Source organism: Paraburkholderia sp. HD33-4 (assembly GCF_021390635.1).
GTDB lineage: Bacteria > Pseudomonadota > Gammaproteobacteria > Burkholderiales > Burkholderiaceae > Paraburkholderia.
Map to the genome: position 1 here is coordinate 2,754,957 of NZ_JAJEJS010000001.1, position 17,068 is coordinate 2,772,024.

At 64.6% G+C, this 17,068-nt stretch carries 13 protein-coding genes; 10 read left to right on the plus strand and 3 right to left on the minus strand.

Annotated features, from left to right (window positions below):
- Positions 1 to 66 precede the first annotated feature (66 nt).
- Complete coding sequence (locus tag L0U84_RS12210; RefSeq protein ID WP_233850158.1) at positions 67 to 477, plus strand: GFA family protein; 411 nt, start codon at positions 67 to 69, stop codon at positions 475 to 477.
- Positions 478 to 486: 9 nt separating this feature from the next.
- Here the strand turns inward: L0U84_RS12210 and L0U84_RS12215 are convergent, their stop codons facing one another.
- Together L0U84_RS12215 and L0U84_RS12220 are read right to left on the minus strand one after the other, a co-directional pair.
- Positions 487 to 894 carry a GFA family protein gene (locus tag L0U84_RS12215; protein ID WP_233850160.1) on the minus strand — a complete coding sequence of 136 codons (408 nt, stop codon included), beginning with the start codon at positions 892 to 894 and terminating at the stop codon, positions 487 to 489.
- 30 nt (positions 895 to 924) lie between these two features.
- Positions 925 to 1,209, minus strand: coding sequence for a hypothetical protein (locus L0U84_RS12220; protein WP_233850162.1), 285 nt, complete (start codon positions 1,207 to 1,209; stop codon positions 925 to 927).
- 84 nt (positions 1,210 to 1,293) lie between these two features.
- Between L0U84_RS12220 and imuA the strand changes: the two genes are divergently transcribed.
- The 9 genes from imuA (at position 1,294) to L0U84_RS12265 (ending at position 15,756) form a co-directional block, all read left to right on the plus strand.
- Positions 1,294 to 2,001: a translesion DNA synthesis-associated protein ImuA gene (imuA, locus tag L0U84_RS12225; RefSeq protein WP_233850164.1), complete on the plus strand. Its 708-nt coding sequence runs from the start codon at positions 1,294 to 1,296 to the stop codon at positions 1,999 to 2,001.
- Positions 1,931 to 3,400, plus strand: coding sequence for a Y-family DNA polymerase (locus L0U84_RS12230; RefSeq protein WP_233850166.1), 1,470 nt, complete (start codon positions 1,931 to 1,933; stop codon positions 3,398 to 3,400). Before imuA ends, L0U84_RS12230 begins: the two co-directional genes overlap by 71 nt.
- Positions 3,401 to 3,432: 32 nt before the next feature.
- Positions 3,433 to 6,582, plus strand: a complete 3,150-nt coding sequence (locus L0U84_RS12235; RefSeq protein ID WP_233850168.1) for an error-prone DNA polymerase — start codon at positions 3,433 to 3,435, stop codon at positions 6,580 to 6,582.
- Between the two features lie 47 nt (positions 6,583 to 6,629).
- A complete protein-coding gene (locus L0U84_RS12240; RefSeq protein ID WP_233850170.1) occupies positions 6,630 to 7,589 on the plus strand; it encodes an SOS response-associated peptidase family protein in 960 nt (319 codons plus the stop codon).
- 234 nt (positions 7,590 to 7,823) lie between these two features.
- Positions 7,824 to 10,226, plus strand: coding sequence for a phosphoketolase family protein (locus L0U84_RS12245; RefSeq protein ID WP_233850173.1), 2,403 nt, complete (start codon positions 7,824 to 7,826; stop codon positions 10,224 to 10,226).
- A gap of 33 nt (positions 10,227 to 10,259) precedes the next feature.
- Positions 10,260 to 12,755 carry a glycogen/starch/alpha-glucan phosphorylase gene (locus L0U84_RS12250; RefSeq protein ID WP_233850175.1) on the plus strand — a complete coding sequence of 832 codons (2,496 nt, stop codon included), beginning with the start codon at positions 10,260 to 10,262 and terminating at the stop codon, positions 12,753 to 12,755.
- Positions 12,745 to 14,841: a glycogen debranching protein gene (locus tag L0U84_RS12255; RefSeq protein WP_233850177.1), complete on the plus strand. Its 2,097-nt coding sequence runs from the start codon at positions 12,745 to 12,747 to the stop codon at positions 14,839 to 14,841. Before L0U84_RS12250 ends, L0U84_RS12255 begins: the two co-directional genes overlap by 11 nt.
- A gap of 95 nt (positions 14,842 to 14,936) precedes the next feature.
- Positions 14,937 to 15,122: a hypothetical protein gene (locus tag L0U84_RS12260; protein WP_233850179.1), complete on the plus strand. Its 186-nt coding sequence runs from the start codon at positions 14,937 to 14,939 to the stop codon at positions 15,120 to 15,122.
- A 181-nt stretch (positions 15,123 to 15,303) separates the two neighbouring features.
- The gene (locus L0U84_RS12265) at positions 15,304 to 15,756 is read left to right on the plus strand and encodes a universal stress protein (protein ID WP_233850181.1); all 453 of its coding nucleotides are present in this window, start codon (positions 15,304 to 15,306) and stop codon (positions 15,754 to 15,756) included.
- 109 nt (positions 15,757 to 15,865) lie between these two features.
- Here L0U84_RS12265 and L0U84_RS12270 read toward each other — a convergent pair whose 3' ends face one another.
- Complete coding sequence (locus L0U84_RS12270; protein ID WP_233850183.1) at positions 15,866 to 16,663, minus strand: hypothetical protein; 798 nt, start codon at positions 16,661 to 16,663, stop codon at positions 15,866 to 15,868.
- Positions 16,664 to 17,068 lie beyond the last annotated feature (405 nt).

Sequence of the window (17,068 nt, forward strand, 5' to 3'; positions counted from 1 at the left end):
CGGTGCGCCGCATCTATTCCTGGCGTGCCGAACAGACAGCGGGATCATTTGAACCGGAGAAGATCGATGTCGACTCCCTGGACGGGCGGCTGCCTGTGCGGCGCGGTGCAATACGAAGCTCGCGGCGATGCGCTCGCGCAACTGATCTGCCATTGCCGCGACTGTCAACGCGCTTCCGGTTCCGCGGGATTGCCGGTCGTCGTCGTGAGAGCCGCCGGGTTTTCCTTCAAAGGCGAGATCCGGCCTTATACGAAGATCGGCGGCAGTGGAATGCCCACCACGCGCAACTTCTGCGCTCATTGCGGCAGCCTGCTATTCGCGACGCCGCATCATGCGCCGGACATCGTGACTCTCTATGCCGGCACGCTCGACGAGCCTGCGCGGTTCAAGCCCGAGTTCGTTCAGTTCGCGTGCGAACGCCATCATCTGGACGCCCACCAGCCCGACATTCCCCACCATCCGCGAAGAGCGCCCTGACCCCGGCAATCAAAGATGCCGTGTTTGCGCAGGCGGATTGCCCCAGTCGTTGCGCAGCCCATCCCGATAGGTCACCGGCGCATTCAACGCCATGTCGAGATCGAGTTCATCGACGCACATGATGTTCACGTTGATATACGGATACCCCGTGCCGTTCGGCATGTCGATGCGATCGAATACGTGGACCCCGCAGCGTTTGCAGAACGGATGATGCGCGACTGCGTTGTTCCCCTGATATTCGCTCAGCGCGGCTTCATCGGAAAGGAGACGAAAGTCCTCCCGGCGAACCTGTACGTGCCAGAACCGCAGCTTGCTGCAGTAACTGCAATTGCATTTCGACGTGCCCGCTTCGAAATCGATGCGAGCCTCGAACTTCACGACTTGGCAATGGCAACTTCCGAGGTACATGCGCAGCATGGGGTTCTCCGAGGTTGAGAGATGCCGCAATTATGGACGGCACGACTTCGTGCTGCCAACGCACGAGCCGTCGCAACCCTCGCAGTAATGGCGATCGCGCACCGCACGGTCCACGCGCCAGACGTTCTCCGTAACTGGCGTCGCCGTCCCCGCTGAGCGGCCGTTTTCCCGCGCATGAAAGGTCGGCTCGCCCGCCTTGCCGCGGCGAACCGCTTCATCGATGCCCTCTTCGCCGAACACCGCTTTCAGTTCGGCCACGAACGCCGCGATCTCGGGCATCGGATGCCCGGCCGGCTTGCGCACTCGCATATCCATTCATCCGCTCCCGAAAAAAGTGCCTATTCGCGATATCTTGAAAACGATGTAGGATACTGTATATCCATACAGGTATTTTCGCAAATGACAGCCGCCCTGCCAGCACCGGAAGCCATTCACCCGTCCTTGTGGCGGGCGTCCCAGCTTGGCGCTGGCCGCGGCCGCAGCGTCGATACCGGCTATCCGGCGCTGTCGGCGGAGTTGCCCGGCGGGGGCTGGCCGCTCGGCGCGCTGGTCGATCTGCTGGTGCAGCAGGCCGGCGTCGGCGAACTGCGGCTGTTGCAGCCGGCGCTCAGCGCCGTCGGCGAGCGTCCGGTCGCCTTCGTGCAGCCGCCGCACACGCCGGACGGCCTCGGGCTCAGCTACATCGGCCTGTCGCTGCAGCAGGTGCTGCGCATCAATGCGCCGAAAACCGCCGACGCGCTGTGGTCCGCCGAGCAGATCCTGCGCGCCGGCAGTTGCGGCGCGCTGATCTTCTGGGCGCAGTACGCGCAGGCGTCGTCGCTGCGCCGTTTGCATCTGGCCGCGCAGTCGTCGGAGACGCTGTTCATCATGGTGCGGCCGCTCGCCACCGCGCAGGACGCGTCGCCCGCGCTGCTGCGGCTCGCGCTCAGGCCATCGGCCGAGGGGCTAACCATCGACATCGTGAAACGACGAGGGCCCGCTCGCGCAGAGCCCCTGTCGATTCCCCTGCAACCCACTCCCATTTTGCTTTCCCGACATGCGCGTCTTTCTCGCCGTTCATCTGCCAAAGTTGCCGCTCGAGGTCTTCAGACCGAAGTGGTCGCCTGAGCCCGCGCATGGCTGCGCGGTGCTGGAGAAAGACAAGGTGGTCATGGCCGACCCCGCCGCGCGCTCGGCAGGCGTGCGTGCGGGCATGAAGCGCGGCGGCGTGCTGACGCTGTCGCCGGAAACGGAGATGTATGAGCGCGACAGCGCTCGTGAAGCGGCGGCCCATCGCGACGTGGGTATCGCGCTGATGCGCTTCTCGCCCGAAGTCGCGCTGCTCGACGAAGCGACGGTCGCGGTCGAGATCGGCGCGAGTCTGCGGCTCTTCGGCGGCCTGCTCGCGCTGTGCCGCGATGCGAAGGCCATCCTCGCTGCGCTCGGCTTCACCGCGCGCATCAGTGCCGCGCCGACCGGCCAGGGCGCGTGGCTGCTAGCGAAGTTCGGCAACCGGCGCGTGCTGAAGCTCGCATCGCTCGAGCAGCGCCTGTGCGCCCTGCCGATGCTCGCCGTGCCCGAAGTCCGCCCGTTCGCCGACTGGTTCACGGGCCTCGGCTGCGAGCGCATCGCCGATCTGCGCCGGCTGCCCCGCGCCGGCTTGCAGCGCCGCTGCGGCGAACATCTGCTCGACTCGCTCGACCGCGCGTTCGGCACCGCGCCCGAACTGTTCGACTGGCTCGAACTACCGCCCACGTTCTCGGCGCGCATCGAGATGCCAGACCGGCTCGAACACGCCGATGGCGCGGTGTTCGGCGCGCAGCGGCTCGTCGTGCAACTGTGCGGATGGCTGTGCGCGAAACAGCTGGCGGTCAGCGGCATTCGCCTGTCGCTCGAACACGAGCGCGGACGCGACGCGATCGAGCCGACTCCGCTCGACATCGCGCTCGGCGAGCCGACCTGGCGCGAAGAACATCTGATGCGGCTGCTCAAGGAGCGGCTGCATCGTATCGAGCTCGCCGCGCCGGTGCTTGCGTTGCGGCTCGACGCATCGAACGTCGAGTCGGCCGCGCCCGCGTCCGCGACGCTGTTTCCCGAACCGGGCGGCTCGAAGGAGGATCACGAGCGGCTGCTCGAACTGCTGGTCGCGCGGCTCGGCGAAGAGAACGTGCTGAAACCCGCGCCGAGCGCCGATCATCGCCCGGAGATCGCGAACCGCTGGCTGCCGGTGTCGCAGCCGTTCAAGCCCGCAGCGCTGCCGCAGAATCTGCCCCGCCCCACATGGATGCTCGACACGCCCGTGCGTCTCCTGATGCGCCAGCATCGCCCGTTCTATGGCTCGCCGTTGCGCATGGTGTCGCCGGGCGAGCGCATCGAGAGCGGCTGGTTCGACGGCGAACTCGTCACGCGCGATTACTTCGTCGCGCAGGCGGACGACCAGAGCTGCTACTGGATCTACCGCGAACGCGTGAGCAGCCGCGACGCGGAAGAAGAGCAACGCTGGTTCCTTCATGGCCTGTTCGGCTGACAGGCGCGGCTGATATGCGCGGATGAACGGCCATGGACACCACTTTCACGATGCTGCCGGCGTATGCCGAGCTGTTCTGCTTTTCCAACTTCACGTTTCTGCGGGGCGCGTCGCACGCTGAGGAACTGGCCGGGCGTGCCGCGCAACTCGGCTACTCGGCGCTCGCGATCACCGACGAGTGCTCATTGGCGGGTGTCGTGCGCGCGCATGTCGCGGCGAAGCAAGCGCAGCTGCCGTTCATCGTCGGTTCGTATTTCCGGCTCGTCAATGCCGATGGTTCGCCGGCCTTCGGCCTGATCCTGCTCGCCCGCAACCGCAACGGCTACGGCAATCTGTCCGAGTTGATCTCGCTGGCGCGCATGCGCGCGCCCAAGGGCGAATACCGGCTCACGCCGCAGGATCTGTCGCGGCCCGAGAAGGAATACCGCCACCTGCTCGGCATGCCCGACTGCCTCGCGATTCTGGTGCCGGATTTCCCGGCCGGCGAAGACGCGCTCGACGCGCAGGTCGAATGGCTCGACGAAACCTTCACCGGCCGCGCATGGGTCGGCCTCGTGCTGCATCAACGCGCGATGGACGACATGCATCGCGGCGCGGTCGAGTTCGTCGCGCGCAGCCGCGACGTGCCCGTCGTCGCGCTCGGCGAAGTCGTGATGCACGTGCGCTCGCGCAAGCCGCTGCAGGACACGATGACCGCGATCCGGGTCGGCAGGCCGGTGCATGAATGCGGCTACGATCTCGCGCCGAACGCCGAGCAGCATCTGCGCTCGCGGTTGCGGCTCGCCAACCTGTACCCGCAAGACGCGCTGGCCGCGACGCTCGACATCACGAGCCGCTGCACGTTTTCGCTCGACGAGCTGCGCTACGAGTATCCCGACGAGCTGGTGCCGGCCGGCCATACGCCCGCCTCCTATCTTCGCCAGGAGACCTATATCGGCGCGCAGCGGCGTTTTCCGGCGGGCATTCCACATCACGTGCAGCAGCAGATCGAGCACGAACTCGAACTGATCGCGGACCTGCAGTACGAGCCGTATTTCCTGACCGTCTACGACATCGTCCGCTTCGCGCGCAGCCAGAACATTCTGTGTCAGGGGCGCGGCTCGGCCGCGAACTCGGCGGTCTGCTATTGCCTCGGCGTGACCGAGGTGGATCCCGCGCGCGGCAACATGCTGTTCGAGCGCTTCATCAGCAAGGAGCGCGGCGAGCCGCCGGATATCGACGTCGACTTCGAGCATCAGCGCCGCGAAGAAGTGATCCAGTACATCTACCGCAAGTACGGCCGCGACCGCGCCGCGATCGCGGCGGCGGTGTCGACCTATCGTCCGCGTGGTGCGCTGCGGGAAACGGGCAAGGCGCTCGGCGTCGATCCGCAGATCGTCGATGCGGTCGCGAAGTCGCATCAATGGTTCGATGGCCGCCGGGATCTGCTCGCGCGTTTCGCGGAGTCCGGCCTCGATCCGGATAAGCCCCTGATCCAGGCATGGGCGAAGCTCGCCGCGCAACTGCTGAATTTTCCGCGCCACCTGTCGCAGCATTCGGGCGGCTTCGTGATCAGCCGCGGCAAGCTCACGCGGCTCGTGCCGGTGGAAAACGCGGCGATGGCCGATCGCTCGGTGATCGAGTGGGACAAGGACGACCTCGAATCATTGGGCTTGCTGAAGGTCGACGTGCTCGCGCTCGGCATGCTGTCGGCGATCCGGCGCACGCTCGACCTCGTGTCGGAACAGCGCGGCGAACGTTTCGAAATGCAGGACATTCCGTCTGAAGATCCGGCGACCTACGCGATGATTTCGGCCGCCGATACGGTCGGCGTATTCCAGATCGAATCGCGCGCGCAGATGAGCATGCTGCCGCGCATGCGGCCAGAGACCTTCTACGACCTCGTCATCGAAGTCGCGATCGTGCGGCCGGGTCCGATTCAGGGCGGTGCCGTGCATCCGTATCTGCAGCGCCGCCAGGGCTTCGAGCCCGTGACCTATCCGAGCGACGCATTGAAGACCGCGCTGGGCCGCACGCTCGGCGTGCCGATCTTCCAGGAGCAGGTGATGCAGGTGGCGATTCTCGCGGCCGGCTTCACGGCCGGCGAAGCCGACCAGCTGCGGCGCGCGATGGCCGCGTGGAAACGCAAGGGCGGACTCGAGAAATACTACGACCGCATCGTGCTCGGCATGCAGGAGCGCGGCTACGACCTGGCCTTCGCCGAGGCGATCTTCGAGCAGATCAAGGGCTTCGGCGAATATGGCTTCCCCGAAAGTCACGCGGCCAGTTTCGCGCTGCTCGTCTATGCGAGCAGCTGGCTCAAGTGTCACGAACCCGAGGCCTTTCTCGCCGCGATGCTGAACAGCCAGCCGATGGGCTTCTATTCGCCGTCGCAACTGGTTCAGGATGCGCAGCGGCACGGCGTCACGGCGTTGCCGGTCGATGTGACGGTGAGCGGTTGGGACTCGTCGCTCGAACCCCGTGCGGGGGCGACGCGCCCCGCCGTGCGTCTCGGTCTTTCGCTGCTGCGCGGCATGAAGGACGGCGCCGCCGAACGGATCGAGAACGCGCGCGCGGTTCGTCCGTTCGCGAGCGTCAACGATCTCGCGCGCCGCGCGCAGCTCGACCGCAAAGACCTGCATGCGCTCGCGGATGCGAATGCGTTGGCAGCGCTCGCGGGAAACCGCCGCGAAGCGCTGTGGCAGTCGGTCGCCGCGGTGCCGGACAAGGATATGCTCGCGGCCGCGGCGACTCAGGACGAAACGCCCGAACTCGGCGCACCGAGCGAAGCGCACGACATCGTCGCCGACTACCGCTCGCTCGGCCTGACGCTCAACCGCCATCCGCTGGAACTGCTGCGGCCGCAGTTGCTCGCGAACCGGCTGATGCCGGCCTCGACGCTGCGGACCTATCGCGACGGCCGCCTCGCGCGCGCCTGCGGACTGGTGACGGTGCGTCAGCGTCCCGGCACGGCCAAAGGCGTCGTGTTCGTCACGCTCGAAGACGAGACCGGCAACGTCAATGTGATCATCTGGCCGAGCCTGCTCGAAAAGCAGCGCAAGGAAGCATTGGGCGCCGCGCTGCTCGCCGTATACGGCACATGGCAGTGTCAGGGAGAAGTACGGCACCTCGTCGCGCAGCGGCTCGTCGATATGTCCCATCTGCTAGGCGAGCTGCAAACGACGAGCAGAGACTTCTGCTGACGCGCGCGCGCAAATGCGTATCATCGGAACGGCAAACGGAGGCATCCATGTGCTATTCGGCTCAGATTCTGGCGGACTACCGGCGCTACGTCCGCATGTTCGGCGCGCAGATGAGCATCGAGGAATTCGCACGCCTTTTCTTCGAACGCGCAGAAGACAATCAGGCCAAAATTCCCAAAGCGATGGAAGACGCTTTCTCGGAACCGCAGTCCGATCCGGAACGGGAAGTCTGGGCGCTGATCGAGCGCTTCAGATCGCAGCAGACCGTGAAGCTCGAACAGGAACTGTTCAAACAACGCACCCGCTTCGCCGATGCCGAGCGCGCCCTGCAGACCAAGGTCACCAAAGCGGCGACCGAGAGCAAACGGATCGCCAAAGACAAGATCGACCGCACGCTCGAGCGGCTCGACGACCTCGGGCGAGCCGATCCCCAACCAGCCGACTCGCGCATCTTCCCGGGCTACTACGCCCCGGTGATGGTGATGGAAAACGGCCAGCGCGTCGTCAAGCCGATGCGCTATCAGTGCCGCCTCGCCGGCAAGCCCGCCTCGTACGACACCCGCTATCCCGGCACGTACAACGCCCGGCGCGACAGTCTCGAAGGTTTCTGGAAAGCGCTATTCGGTTATTCGCATGGACTCGTGCTGGCCAGTTCTTTCTACGAGAACGTATCGCGCGCGCGGATGGAAGGCCGTGTACTCGCGCCCGGCGAGAAAGATGAAAACGTGCGCCTCGAATTCAGGCCCGATCCGCCTCACGACATGCTGGTCGCATGCTTATGGTCCCGCTGGAGCGGCAAGGACGAGCCCGAATTATTGTCTTTCGCGGCCATCACCGACGAGCCGCCACCCGAGGTTGCCGCCGCCGGGCATGATCGCTGCATCATTCCGATCAAACCCGAGCATATCGACGCGTGGCTGAATCCCGATCCGCGCGATCTGGCGGCGATGTACGCGATTCTCGACGATCGGGACCGGCCGTTCTACGAACATCGGATCGCGGCCTGAATGCGCAACGCGGTTTCGCGAAGCGGCGCGATACGGTGTCGGATCATCCTTGCAATCTCCGCGCAGTAACATATTCTGCGTTATGAATCTTTACCGGCTGGCGAAGAATCCCCGGTTGTAGAGGTCCGCCGACAGGCGCGATTCGGACCCCATCGATCATCGAAGCGCCTTTCGCAGCGCACCCGGCGCGATCTCCACCTTCGGGTTGCGGCTGCAAGCACAGGAGACGTCGACATGGGCAAACATCCCGCCGCGGACGCTTCGCCGCAGACCGCGCTCGGCAGTGACGAACTTCAGCTGATCGATGCGTGGTGGCGCGCATGCAATTATCTTTCGGTCGGCATGATCTATCTGCTCGACAACCCGCTGCTGCGCGAGCCGCTGAAAGTCGAACACGTCAAATACCGCCTGCTCGGACACTGGGGCGCGAGCCCGGCCTTATCGTTCGTCTGGGCGCATCTGAACCGCGTGATCAAACGCGACGACCTCGACGTCGTCTTCATGGCCGGCCCCGGCCACGGCGCTCCGGGCGTGCTCGGCCCCGCCTATCTGGAAGGCACCTACTCGGAGATCTATCCCGACAAGAGCGCGGATGCCGAGGGCATGCAGAAGTTCTTCAAGCAGTTCTCGTTTCCCGGCCATATCGGCTCGCACGTGACACCGGAAACACCCGGCTCGATCCACGAAGGCGGCGAGCTCGGCTATAGCCTGTCGCATGCGTATGGCGCCGTGCTCGACAACCCCGATCTGATCGTGGCCTGCGTGGTCGGCGATGGCGAGGCGGAGACCGGGCCGCTCGCCACCGCGTGGCATTCGAACAAGTTCATCAATCCGGCACGCGACGGCACGGTGCTGCCGATCCTCAATCTGAACGGCTACAAGATCGCCAACCCGACCATCCTGTCGCGGATCAGCAACCGGGAACTGGAGGCGCTCTTCGTCGGCTATGGCTACACGCCGCATTTCGTCGAGGGATCGGACCACGCCGAGATGCATCAGAAGATGGCGCACACGCTCGATACCGTGCTCGGCGAGATTCGCGAGATCCACGAGCAGGCACGCACGAAGGGCAAGCTCGAGCGGCCGATGTGGCCGATGATCGTGCTGCGCACGCCCAAGGGCTGGAGCGGTCCGAAGGAGATCAACGGTCATAAGGTGGAAGGCTCGTGGCGCTCGCATCAGGTGCCGTTCGCCGACGTGCGCAACAATTCCGCGAATCTCGAAGTGCTCGAACAGTGGATGCGCAGCTACCGGGCCGACGAACTGTTCGATGCCAACGGCACGCTGATCCCCGAACTGAAGGCGCTATCGCCCGACGGCCCGCGGCGCATGAGCGCCAATCCGCATGCGAACGGCGGCATACTGCGCCGCGAACTGAAGCTGCCCGACATCCGCGCGTACGCGGTCGACGTGCAGCAAGCGGGCGCGGGCAAGACGCTGCAGGAGAACACGCGGCCACTCGGCGAATTTCTGCGCGACACGATGCGCGCGAACATGAACACCTTCCGCGTGTTCGGCCCGGACGAAACGGCGTCGAACCGTCTGCAGTCGATCTACGAGGTCAGCAAGAAGGTGTGGATGGCCGATATGCTTCCCGAGGACGAGGACGGCGGCGAACTGTCGCGCGACGGCCGCGTGATGGAGATGCTGTCCGAGCATACGCTGATGGGATGGCTCGAAGGCTATCTGCTCACGGGCCGCCACGGCTTCTTCCATACCTATGAAGCGTTTGCGCACGTGGTGGATTCGATGTTCAACCAGCACGCGAAGTGGCTGGACATCAGCAGGAATCATGTGCCGTGGCGCGCGTGGGTGTCGGCGGAAAACATTCTGCTGTCGTCGACCGTGTGGCGGCAGGATCACAACGGCTTTTCGCATCAGGATCCCGGCTTCATCGATCTGGTCACCAACAAGAGTCCCTCGGTCACGCGCGTCTACCTGCCGCCCGACGCGAACACGCTGCTGGTGGTCGCCGACCACTGCCTGCGCACCACCGACTGCATCAACGTGATCGTGGCCGACAAGCAGAAGCACCTGCAGTTCACCACCATCGACGAAGCCGTCGTGCACTGCGCCAAAGGCATCGGCGTGTGGCGGCGCGCGAGCAACGACGAGGACGCCGAACCGGACGTGGTGATGGCCTCGTGCGGCGACGTCGCCACCCAGGAAGCGCTGGCGGCGACGGCGATCTTGCGCGAACGCCTGCCCGAACTCAAGCTGCGTTTCGTCAACGTGGTCGACCTGTTCAGGATGCAGCCGGCGAGCGAGCACCCGCACGGTTCGACCGAGCGCGAATTCGACAGCCTGTTCACGACCAATAAGCCGGTGATCTTCAATTTCCACGGCTACCCATGGCTGATCCACAAGCTCGCTTATCGCTTTCGTAATCACGAGAATCTGCACGTTCGGGGCTACAAGGAGAAAGGCAACATCAACACGCCGCTCGAACTGGCGATTCTCAATCAGGTGGACCGCTTCAATCTGGTGATCGACGTGCTCGACCGTGTGCCGCGCCTGCAAGGCAGATCCGCGCATCTCAGGGAGGACATGAGGAACGCGATCGTCAGCAACCTGAACTATGCGCATACGCACGGCACGGACCGCGCCGAGGTCGCCGACTGGGTCTGGCCGTTCTGAACGTCACCCGCAGCATGCACCGGGGCACGCACCATGGCCGACTCTCCCACCACGACCTCGCCGCAAAACGCGGATGCGGCGCGCATCGGCCTGAGCGCCGCCGCGCTGCAGCGCGGCGTGCTCGACAATCTGCTGTGCCTGCAGGGCCGCTATCCGGCGATCGCTTCGCCGCATGACTGGTACATGGCGCTCGCGTACAGCGTGCGCGACCGGCTGCTGGCCCGCTGGGCGGCATCGGTACAGACCTACGCCGAAAGCGATGTGCGGGTCGCCTGCTACCTGTCCGCCGAGTTCCTGATCGGCCCGCAACTCGGCAACAACCTCGTCAATCTCGGCATCGAGACCAACGCACGCGAAGCGCTGGGCGCGCTCGGCGTCGACCTCGATATGCTGCTCGAACTCGAGGAAGAGCCGGGGCTCGGCAATGGCGGGCTCGGCCGGCTCGCGGCCTGCTATCTGGATTCGCTCGCAACGCTGGAAATACCGGCCGTCGGCTATGGCATCCGCTACGAGTTCGGGATATTCGATCAGCAGATTCGCGACGGCTGGCAAGTCGAAACCACCGACTTGTGGCTGCAAGAGGGCAATCCATGGGAGATCGTGCGCCCGGAAGTTGCGTTCTACGTGGGCTTCGGCGGCAGCACCCACTATGAAACCGATGCACGCGGACACCTGCGCGTGCGCTGGACCCCCACACGGCAGGTCAAAGGCGTGGCTTGCGACACGCCGATGCTCGGCTATCACGTCCACACGTGCAACACCTTGCGGCTGTGGAAGAGCGAAGCGGTCGAGTCGTTCGACCTGCAAGACTTCAACGCCGGCGACTACTACGAGGCCGTCAACGAAAAGGTCATCTCCGAGACGCTGTCGAAGGTGCTGTATCCGAACGACGAGCCCGAGATCGGCAAGCGCCTGCGCCTCGCGCAGCAATACTTCTTCGTGTCGTGCTCGCTGCAGGACATGCTGCGTCTGACCGAAATCAAGGGCGAACCGGTCGGACACTTCGCGCAGTTGTTCAACGTGCAGTTGAACGACACGCACCCGTCGATCGCGGTCGCCGAACTGATGCGTCTGCTGGTGGACGACAAGCAGGTGCCGTGGGACGAGGCCTGGGACATCACGCGGCGCGCGCTCGCGTACACCAATCACACGCTGCTGCCCGAAGCACTCGAAACCTGGGGGTTGCCGCTGATGCGCAACCTGCTGCCGCGCCTGCTCGAAATCATCTATGAGATCAACCGCCGTTTCCTCGACGAGGTCCGGCAGCGCTATCCGGGCGACGACGCGCGCATCGCACGCATGTCGCTGATCGACGAGCGCGGTGACAAGCTCGTGCGCATGGCGCATCTGGCGACGGTCGGCAGCCACGCGATCAACGGCGTGGCCGAACTGCATTCGGGGCTGCTCAAGCAGACCGTGCTGCGGGATTTCGCCGACCTGTGGCCCGAGCGCTTTCACAACGTCACGAACGGCGTCACGCCGCGCCGCTTCATGCTGCTTTGCAATCCGGGGCTCGCGCGGCTGCTCGACGAAACCGTCGGCGCCGGCTGGGTCACGGATCTCGCGCGACTGCGCAAGCTCGAAGCCTATGCCGACGATACGGCGTTCCAGCAGCGCTGGCGTAGCGTGAAGCAGTCGAACAAGGCCGTGCTTGCCGAGCATATCTGGGCCGTCACGGGAATCCGCGTCGACATTGCCGCGCTGTTCGACGTGCAGGTCAAGCGCATCCACGAATACAAGCGGCAACACCTGAACGCGCTGCTGATCGTCACGCTGTACCGGCGCCTGCTGCGTGACCCGCAACTCGCGCTGACGCCGCGCTGCTTCGTATTCGGCGGCAAGGCGGCGCCCGGCTATGCGATGGCCAAGCTGATCATCCGTTTGATCAACGGCATCGCCGAAGTCGTGAATAACGATCCGGTGGTGAACGGGCGGCTGAAGGTCGTGTTCTATCCGGACTTCAATGTGAAAAACGCCCACTTCATCTACCCTGCCGCCGACCTGTCCGAGCAGATTTCGACGGCCGGCAAGGAAGCCTCGGGCACCGGCAACATGAAGTTCATGATGAACGGCGCGCTGACGATCGGCACGCTCGACGGCGCCAACGTCGAAATCCGCGAAGAGGTCGGCGACGAAAACTTCTTCCTGTTCGGCCTGAACGCCGACGAGGTCGAACGTGTGAAGCGCGCGGGTTATCGCCCCGCTGATCACGTGAAAGAGAGCGCGGAATTGCGCGAGGTGCTGGAGCTGATCGCCGACGGCCATTTCTCGCGCGGAGACCGCGAGATGTTCCGACCGCTCGTCGACAATCTGCTGCACGCGGACCCGTTTCTCGTGCTCGCCGATTACGCCGCCTACGTGGCGCGTCAGGACGAGGTCAGCGCCGCCTGGCAGGACACCCGGCGCTGGAGCCGCATGTCGATCCTGAACACCGCGCGCTCGGGCAAGTTCTCTTCCGACCGCGCCATCGGCGAGTACTGCGACAAGATCTGGAAGATCCGCCCGATGAGGATCGCTCTTGATCAATGACCCTGAAACGGAATTGGCGCGTGCTTATGCGGTTCGCTCCGGCTCGCGGTTTCCGACGGGCACGAGCGCGGTGCCCGACGGAATCAATTTCTGCATCTTCTGCCGCCACGCGACACGCGTCGAGCTATTGCTGTACGAGGCCGCGGACAGCCCCGAGCCGTTCCAGATCATTTCACTCGCTGCCGATAGCAACCGAACCTTCTTCTACTGGCACGTGATGGTGGAGGCGCTGCCGTTCGGCACCTGCTACACGTGGCGCGTGGACGGTCCGCGCGATACGCAGTCCGGCGGCTACGCGTTCGATCCCGACATCGAACTCCTCGACCCGTATGCCCGAGCGGTCAGCGACGTGCTGTGGACGCGGCCCCCGAACGGCAAACCTCATTCCACCGGGCACGCAACCTGCCGCGCGATCGTGACGGAACCGCTACCCTCGCCTCCAAGGCGGATCTCGCGCGGACTCGATGACGCGATCATCTACGAGCTGCACGTCGGCGGCTTTACGCGTGATCCGTCGAGCGGCGTCGAGCATCCCGGCACCTTCGCCGGCCTGATCGAAAAGATTCCGTACCTGACCCAGCTCGGCGTGACCCACGTCGAGCTGCTGCCGGTGATGGCCTTCGACTCACAGGACGTTCCGCCCGCGACGGCGGCCCTTGGTCTCGCCAACTACTGGGGCTACAGCACGCATAGCTACTACAGCCCACATCCTCGCTACTGCCGCGATCCCGCGCGCGCGCCGCAGGAGTTCCGCGCGCTGACCGACGCCATGCACGCCGCGGGCATCGCCGTGCTGCTCGACGTGGTGTTCAACCATACGGCCGAAGCGGGCGAGAGCGGACCCGTGATCAACTTCAAGGGCTTCGTCAACGATATCTTCTACCACCTCGACTCGGCCGACCGGCGCCGCTATCGGGACTACACCGGCTGCGGCAACACGGTCAATTGCAACCATCCGCTGGTGACGACGTTCATCGTTCGCTGCCTCGAATACTGGGTCGAAGAGCTGGGCGTCGATGGCTTCCGGTTCGATCTCGCAAGCGTCTTCGCGCGCGACCAGCGCGGCGAGCTGATGGCCGATCCACCGCTGCCCTGGGCGATCGAGTCGTCGCGGGTGCTGTCGCGCGTGCCATTGATCGCGGAGGCGTGGGACGCCGCCGGCATGTATCAGGTCGGTGCCTTTCCCGGCATGGCGTGGGCCGAGTGGAACGGCCGCTATCGGGACGTGATTCGCCGTTTCGTGCGCGGTGACCCCGGCCTCATCGGGGCGGTCGCCACCTGCATCGCGGGCAGCTCGGACCTCTATGCGGACGACGGCAGGCTGCCCAACAACAGCATCAACTTCGTGACCTGCCATGACGGTTTCACGCTGATCGATCTGGTGAGCTACGGGTCGAAGCGCAACGAGGCCAACGGCGACGAGAATCGCGACGGCAACTCCGACAACCTGTCGTGGAACTGCGGGGCCGAGGGCGAGACCGGCGACGCCGGGATTCTCGATCTGCGGTATCGCCAGGCGCGCAATGCAATGGCTATTCTGTTCCTGAGCCTTGGCACGCCGATGATGCTCGCCGGCGACGAGGTACTGCGCAGCCAGCGCGGCAACAACAACGCCTATTGCCAGGACAACGCGTTGAGCTGGTTCGACTGGACACCCACCGAAGCCAGCTCCGCCATGTCGCGCTTCGTGCGCGAATTGATTGCGCTGCGCAAGCGCCACGCGAGTCTGCGGCGGCGACATTTTCTGACCGGCCGGCCCTCCGCGGGGCAGACCCGGCCGGATGCGGCATGGCATGGCGAGCGCCTCTACGAACCCGGCTGGCACGATGCTGGCGCACGGCTTCTCGCCGTCACGCTGGGCGGCGAAGAGCCGGGCGAAGCGGCACTGCACGCGGTGTTCAACATGGACGATTGCGCGCGCACGGTCCAGTTGCCCGCGCCCGACGGGCGGCACTGGCGGCGTATCTTCGATACCGCGCGCGACGATCCGCACGACATCGTGCAGGCCGCGCAACAGGCCGCTATCGAAAGCGAGCAAGCTCGCGTGGCGGCGCGCAGTGTCGTGGTTCTGGAAGAAGCGAGCTGAGCCGAACTGTGATGGGGTTCAGAAGCGCATATCACTCAAATCGGCCAGGCGGACTATCATGATAGAAGCTGCATTCATCAGCGCAGGAGCCCATCATGACCTCCAATCCATCCGCTGAGCCGACCGGCACCTCTCCCGACCCCGCGCAGACTTCCGCCGGCACGACTAGCAAGCCCGATCCGAAAGGCCCGCAAAATGCGGCCCCGGACGACCTTCCGAACGCCGACGCGGCAGAGCCCGAGCCTCACGAGCATCTCCCGTCCAGAAGCGACGACAACTGATAGAACACCACAGGTGTCGACGTCGTCCGCGTGCCGATCCACGCGGCAGGTTCGCGAGTGGATCGCGCATGCTTTCGCGCCGACGCCGTGAAGTCGGGGAACGCTCGCGGTTCACGCCAATGGCTCGATGCATTGCGTCAGACAAAGTCACGGCCCGGTTTGAACCGCACAGGAGCAGATCATGCAGAACGTGCTGGTAGGTTATGACGGGTCGGCGTCCGCGCAATATGCCGTTGCTTTCGCGGTCGATCTCGCGAAACGCTTCGACGCGCGCTTGCATGTGCTGGTCGTCGCGCGCACCCCGGACTGGGGTGCGATAGAGCATGAGCGAAAAGATATTATCGATCTGGAGGTGCGCCATGCCACCACGATCCTCGACGAGATCAAGTCGAAGCTCGCCGCTTCGAACGAGGCCGTGCAGTTCGATCTCGTGGTCGGGCCGCCGGCGAAGGAGATCGTGCTATACGCGGAGCGGCATGCCATCGACCATCTGGTGGTGGGGCATCGCGGACATACGCCGTTCGATCGCTGGCTGATCGGTTCGGTCGCCCGCCAGGTGCTCGCCTACGCGCCGTGCGCGGTCACCATCGTGCGCGATCCGGCGACGATGAAAAAATCGCGGCATGAGAACTGAGCGCTATCGGCATCGAATCCGCAGCGGGTCAACCCGCCGGGCAAACGGTCTTAACCCTGACGATTCGGCCGCCTCCGAACCGCGCGTTGCGCGCGGTTCAGTCAGGGCTTCAGGTCTCCGGCCTAGGGCTCCTAACCGCGGCGAAGCGGCGCTGGATCGCGACGAGTTGGTCGTCAGTGGTCGCTACCAGCCACAAGCGTGCGTGCTCCGCGATTTCCCGGTTGTGGTCCTTCAATGGGCCCATCGAAGTCGCGGCCTTCCAGACCACCGGGCCGGTTCGGCTACTCCTGCCCGACGGCGCGCCGACCAGCAGGCAATAAGGTCCAAGAGGAAGCGAGACGAACGGTGCCGCTGAACTCGCTCGCACACGCCAGTCGATGAAGGGTGTGTCGCTGATAAGCAGCGGCATGGCCAAGCCGTAAAGCACACTGAAATCGTACAGCGCCAGTTGCTCGCGCATGCCCACGTAAATACGCCGGATATCAGCGATCACCGCCGCGCGGATTTCATCCTCGAACATTGGCTCGCTTGCATAGCGCTCATATGCGGCCCGGGCATCCACCTGATACGCGCTGAACAGCCCGAGTTCCACGCAGTCCTGAACCGCGCGGTGGACCTCCGCCACGGAGCCGGCCTCATCCGGCTTGCCCAGTTGCGCCGCCCGCAAGAACCGGGCAAGTCCCGCTTCCTGGATCGCCGGGCCATCCGCGCAGGCATCGCCGTCAACGTCCTTGGTGAGTGGCACGTAGACATATTTTTCGGCCGCGAAGCGCGATTTCTTGCCTTCATCGAACTTGATTTCGCCATCGATGCAGTCCAGATAGCGAGTACCGATTCGTCCATGCTCCCAAACCCAATTTTTCAGGAGCGGACGGAGTGGATGCAACGTGTCGTGCTCAACAGCCATTCAAACCTCCCCATGCCTTCGGATAGTTCCACGTGGTCGCGTGTTCTGTCGAGCACAGCATAACCAATCGCACCAGGGGATCGGCCTCTTTGAATCAAAATAAAGCGGCCCTGCTGACGAACCAACGACCGGCGCGATCGCCCGCCATTGTGATTCGCCTACGGCCCAAGGGGCGATGTCAAAGGGAGACAGGCCTCCGACTTCCGGCGACTGAAAGTGTGCGGGCAACGCCAACAGGTATCGCGTGCCTGTTGGTCGAGGTGCGGCACGGGGCGTTCGCAGCAACTCGACCCGCGAAGACAATTTTCTTTTTAATCAATGGTGTAGAGCGATACGACGAATTGGCACGTCGCGTGCAATGTTGGCTTCAAGCCGGCGTTGCCTTGCGCCGAATGGCGTAAAACG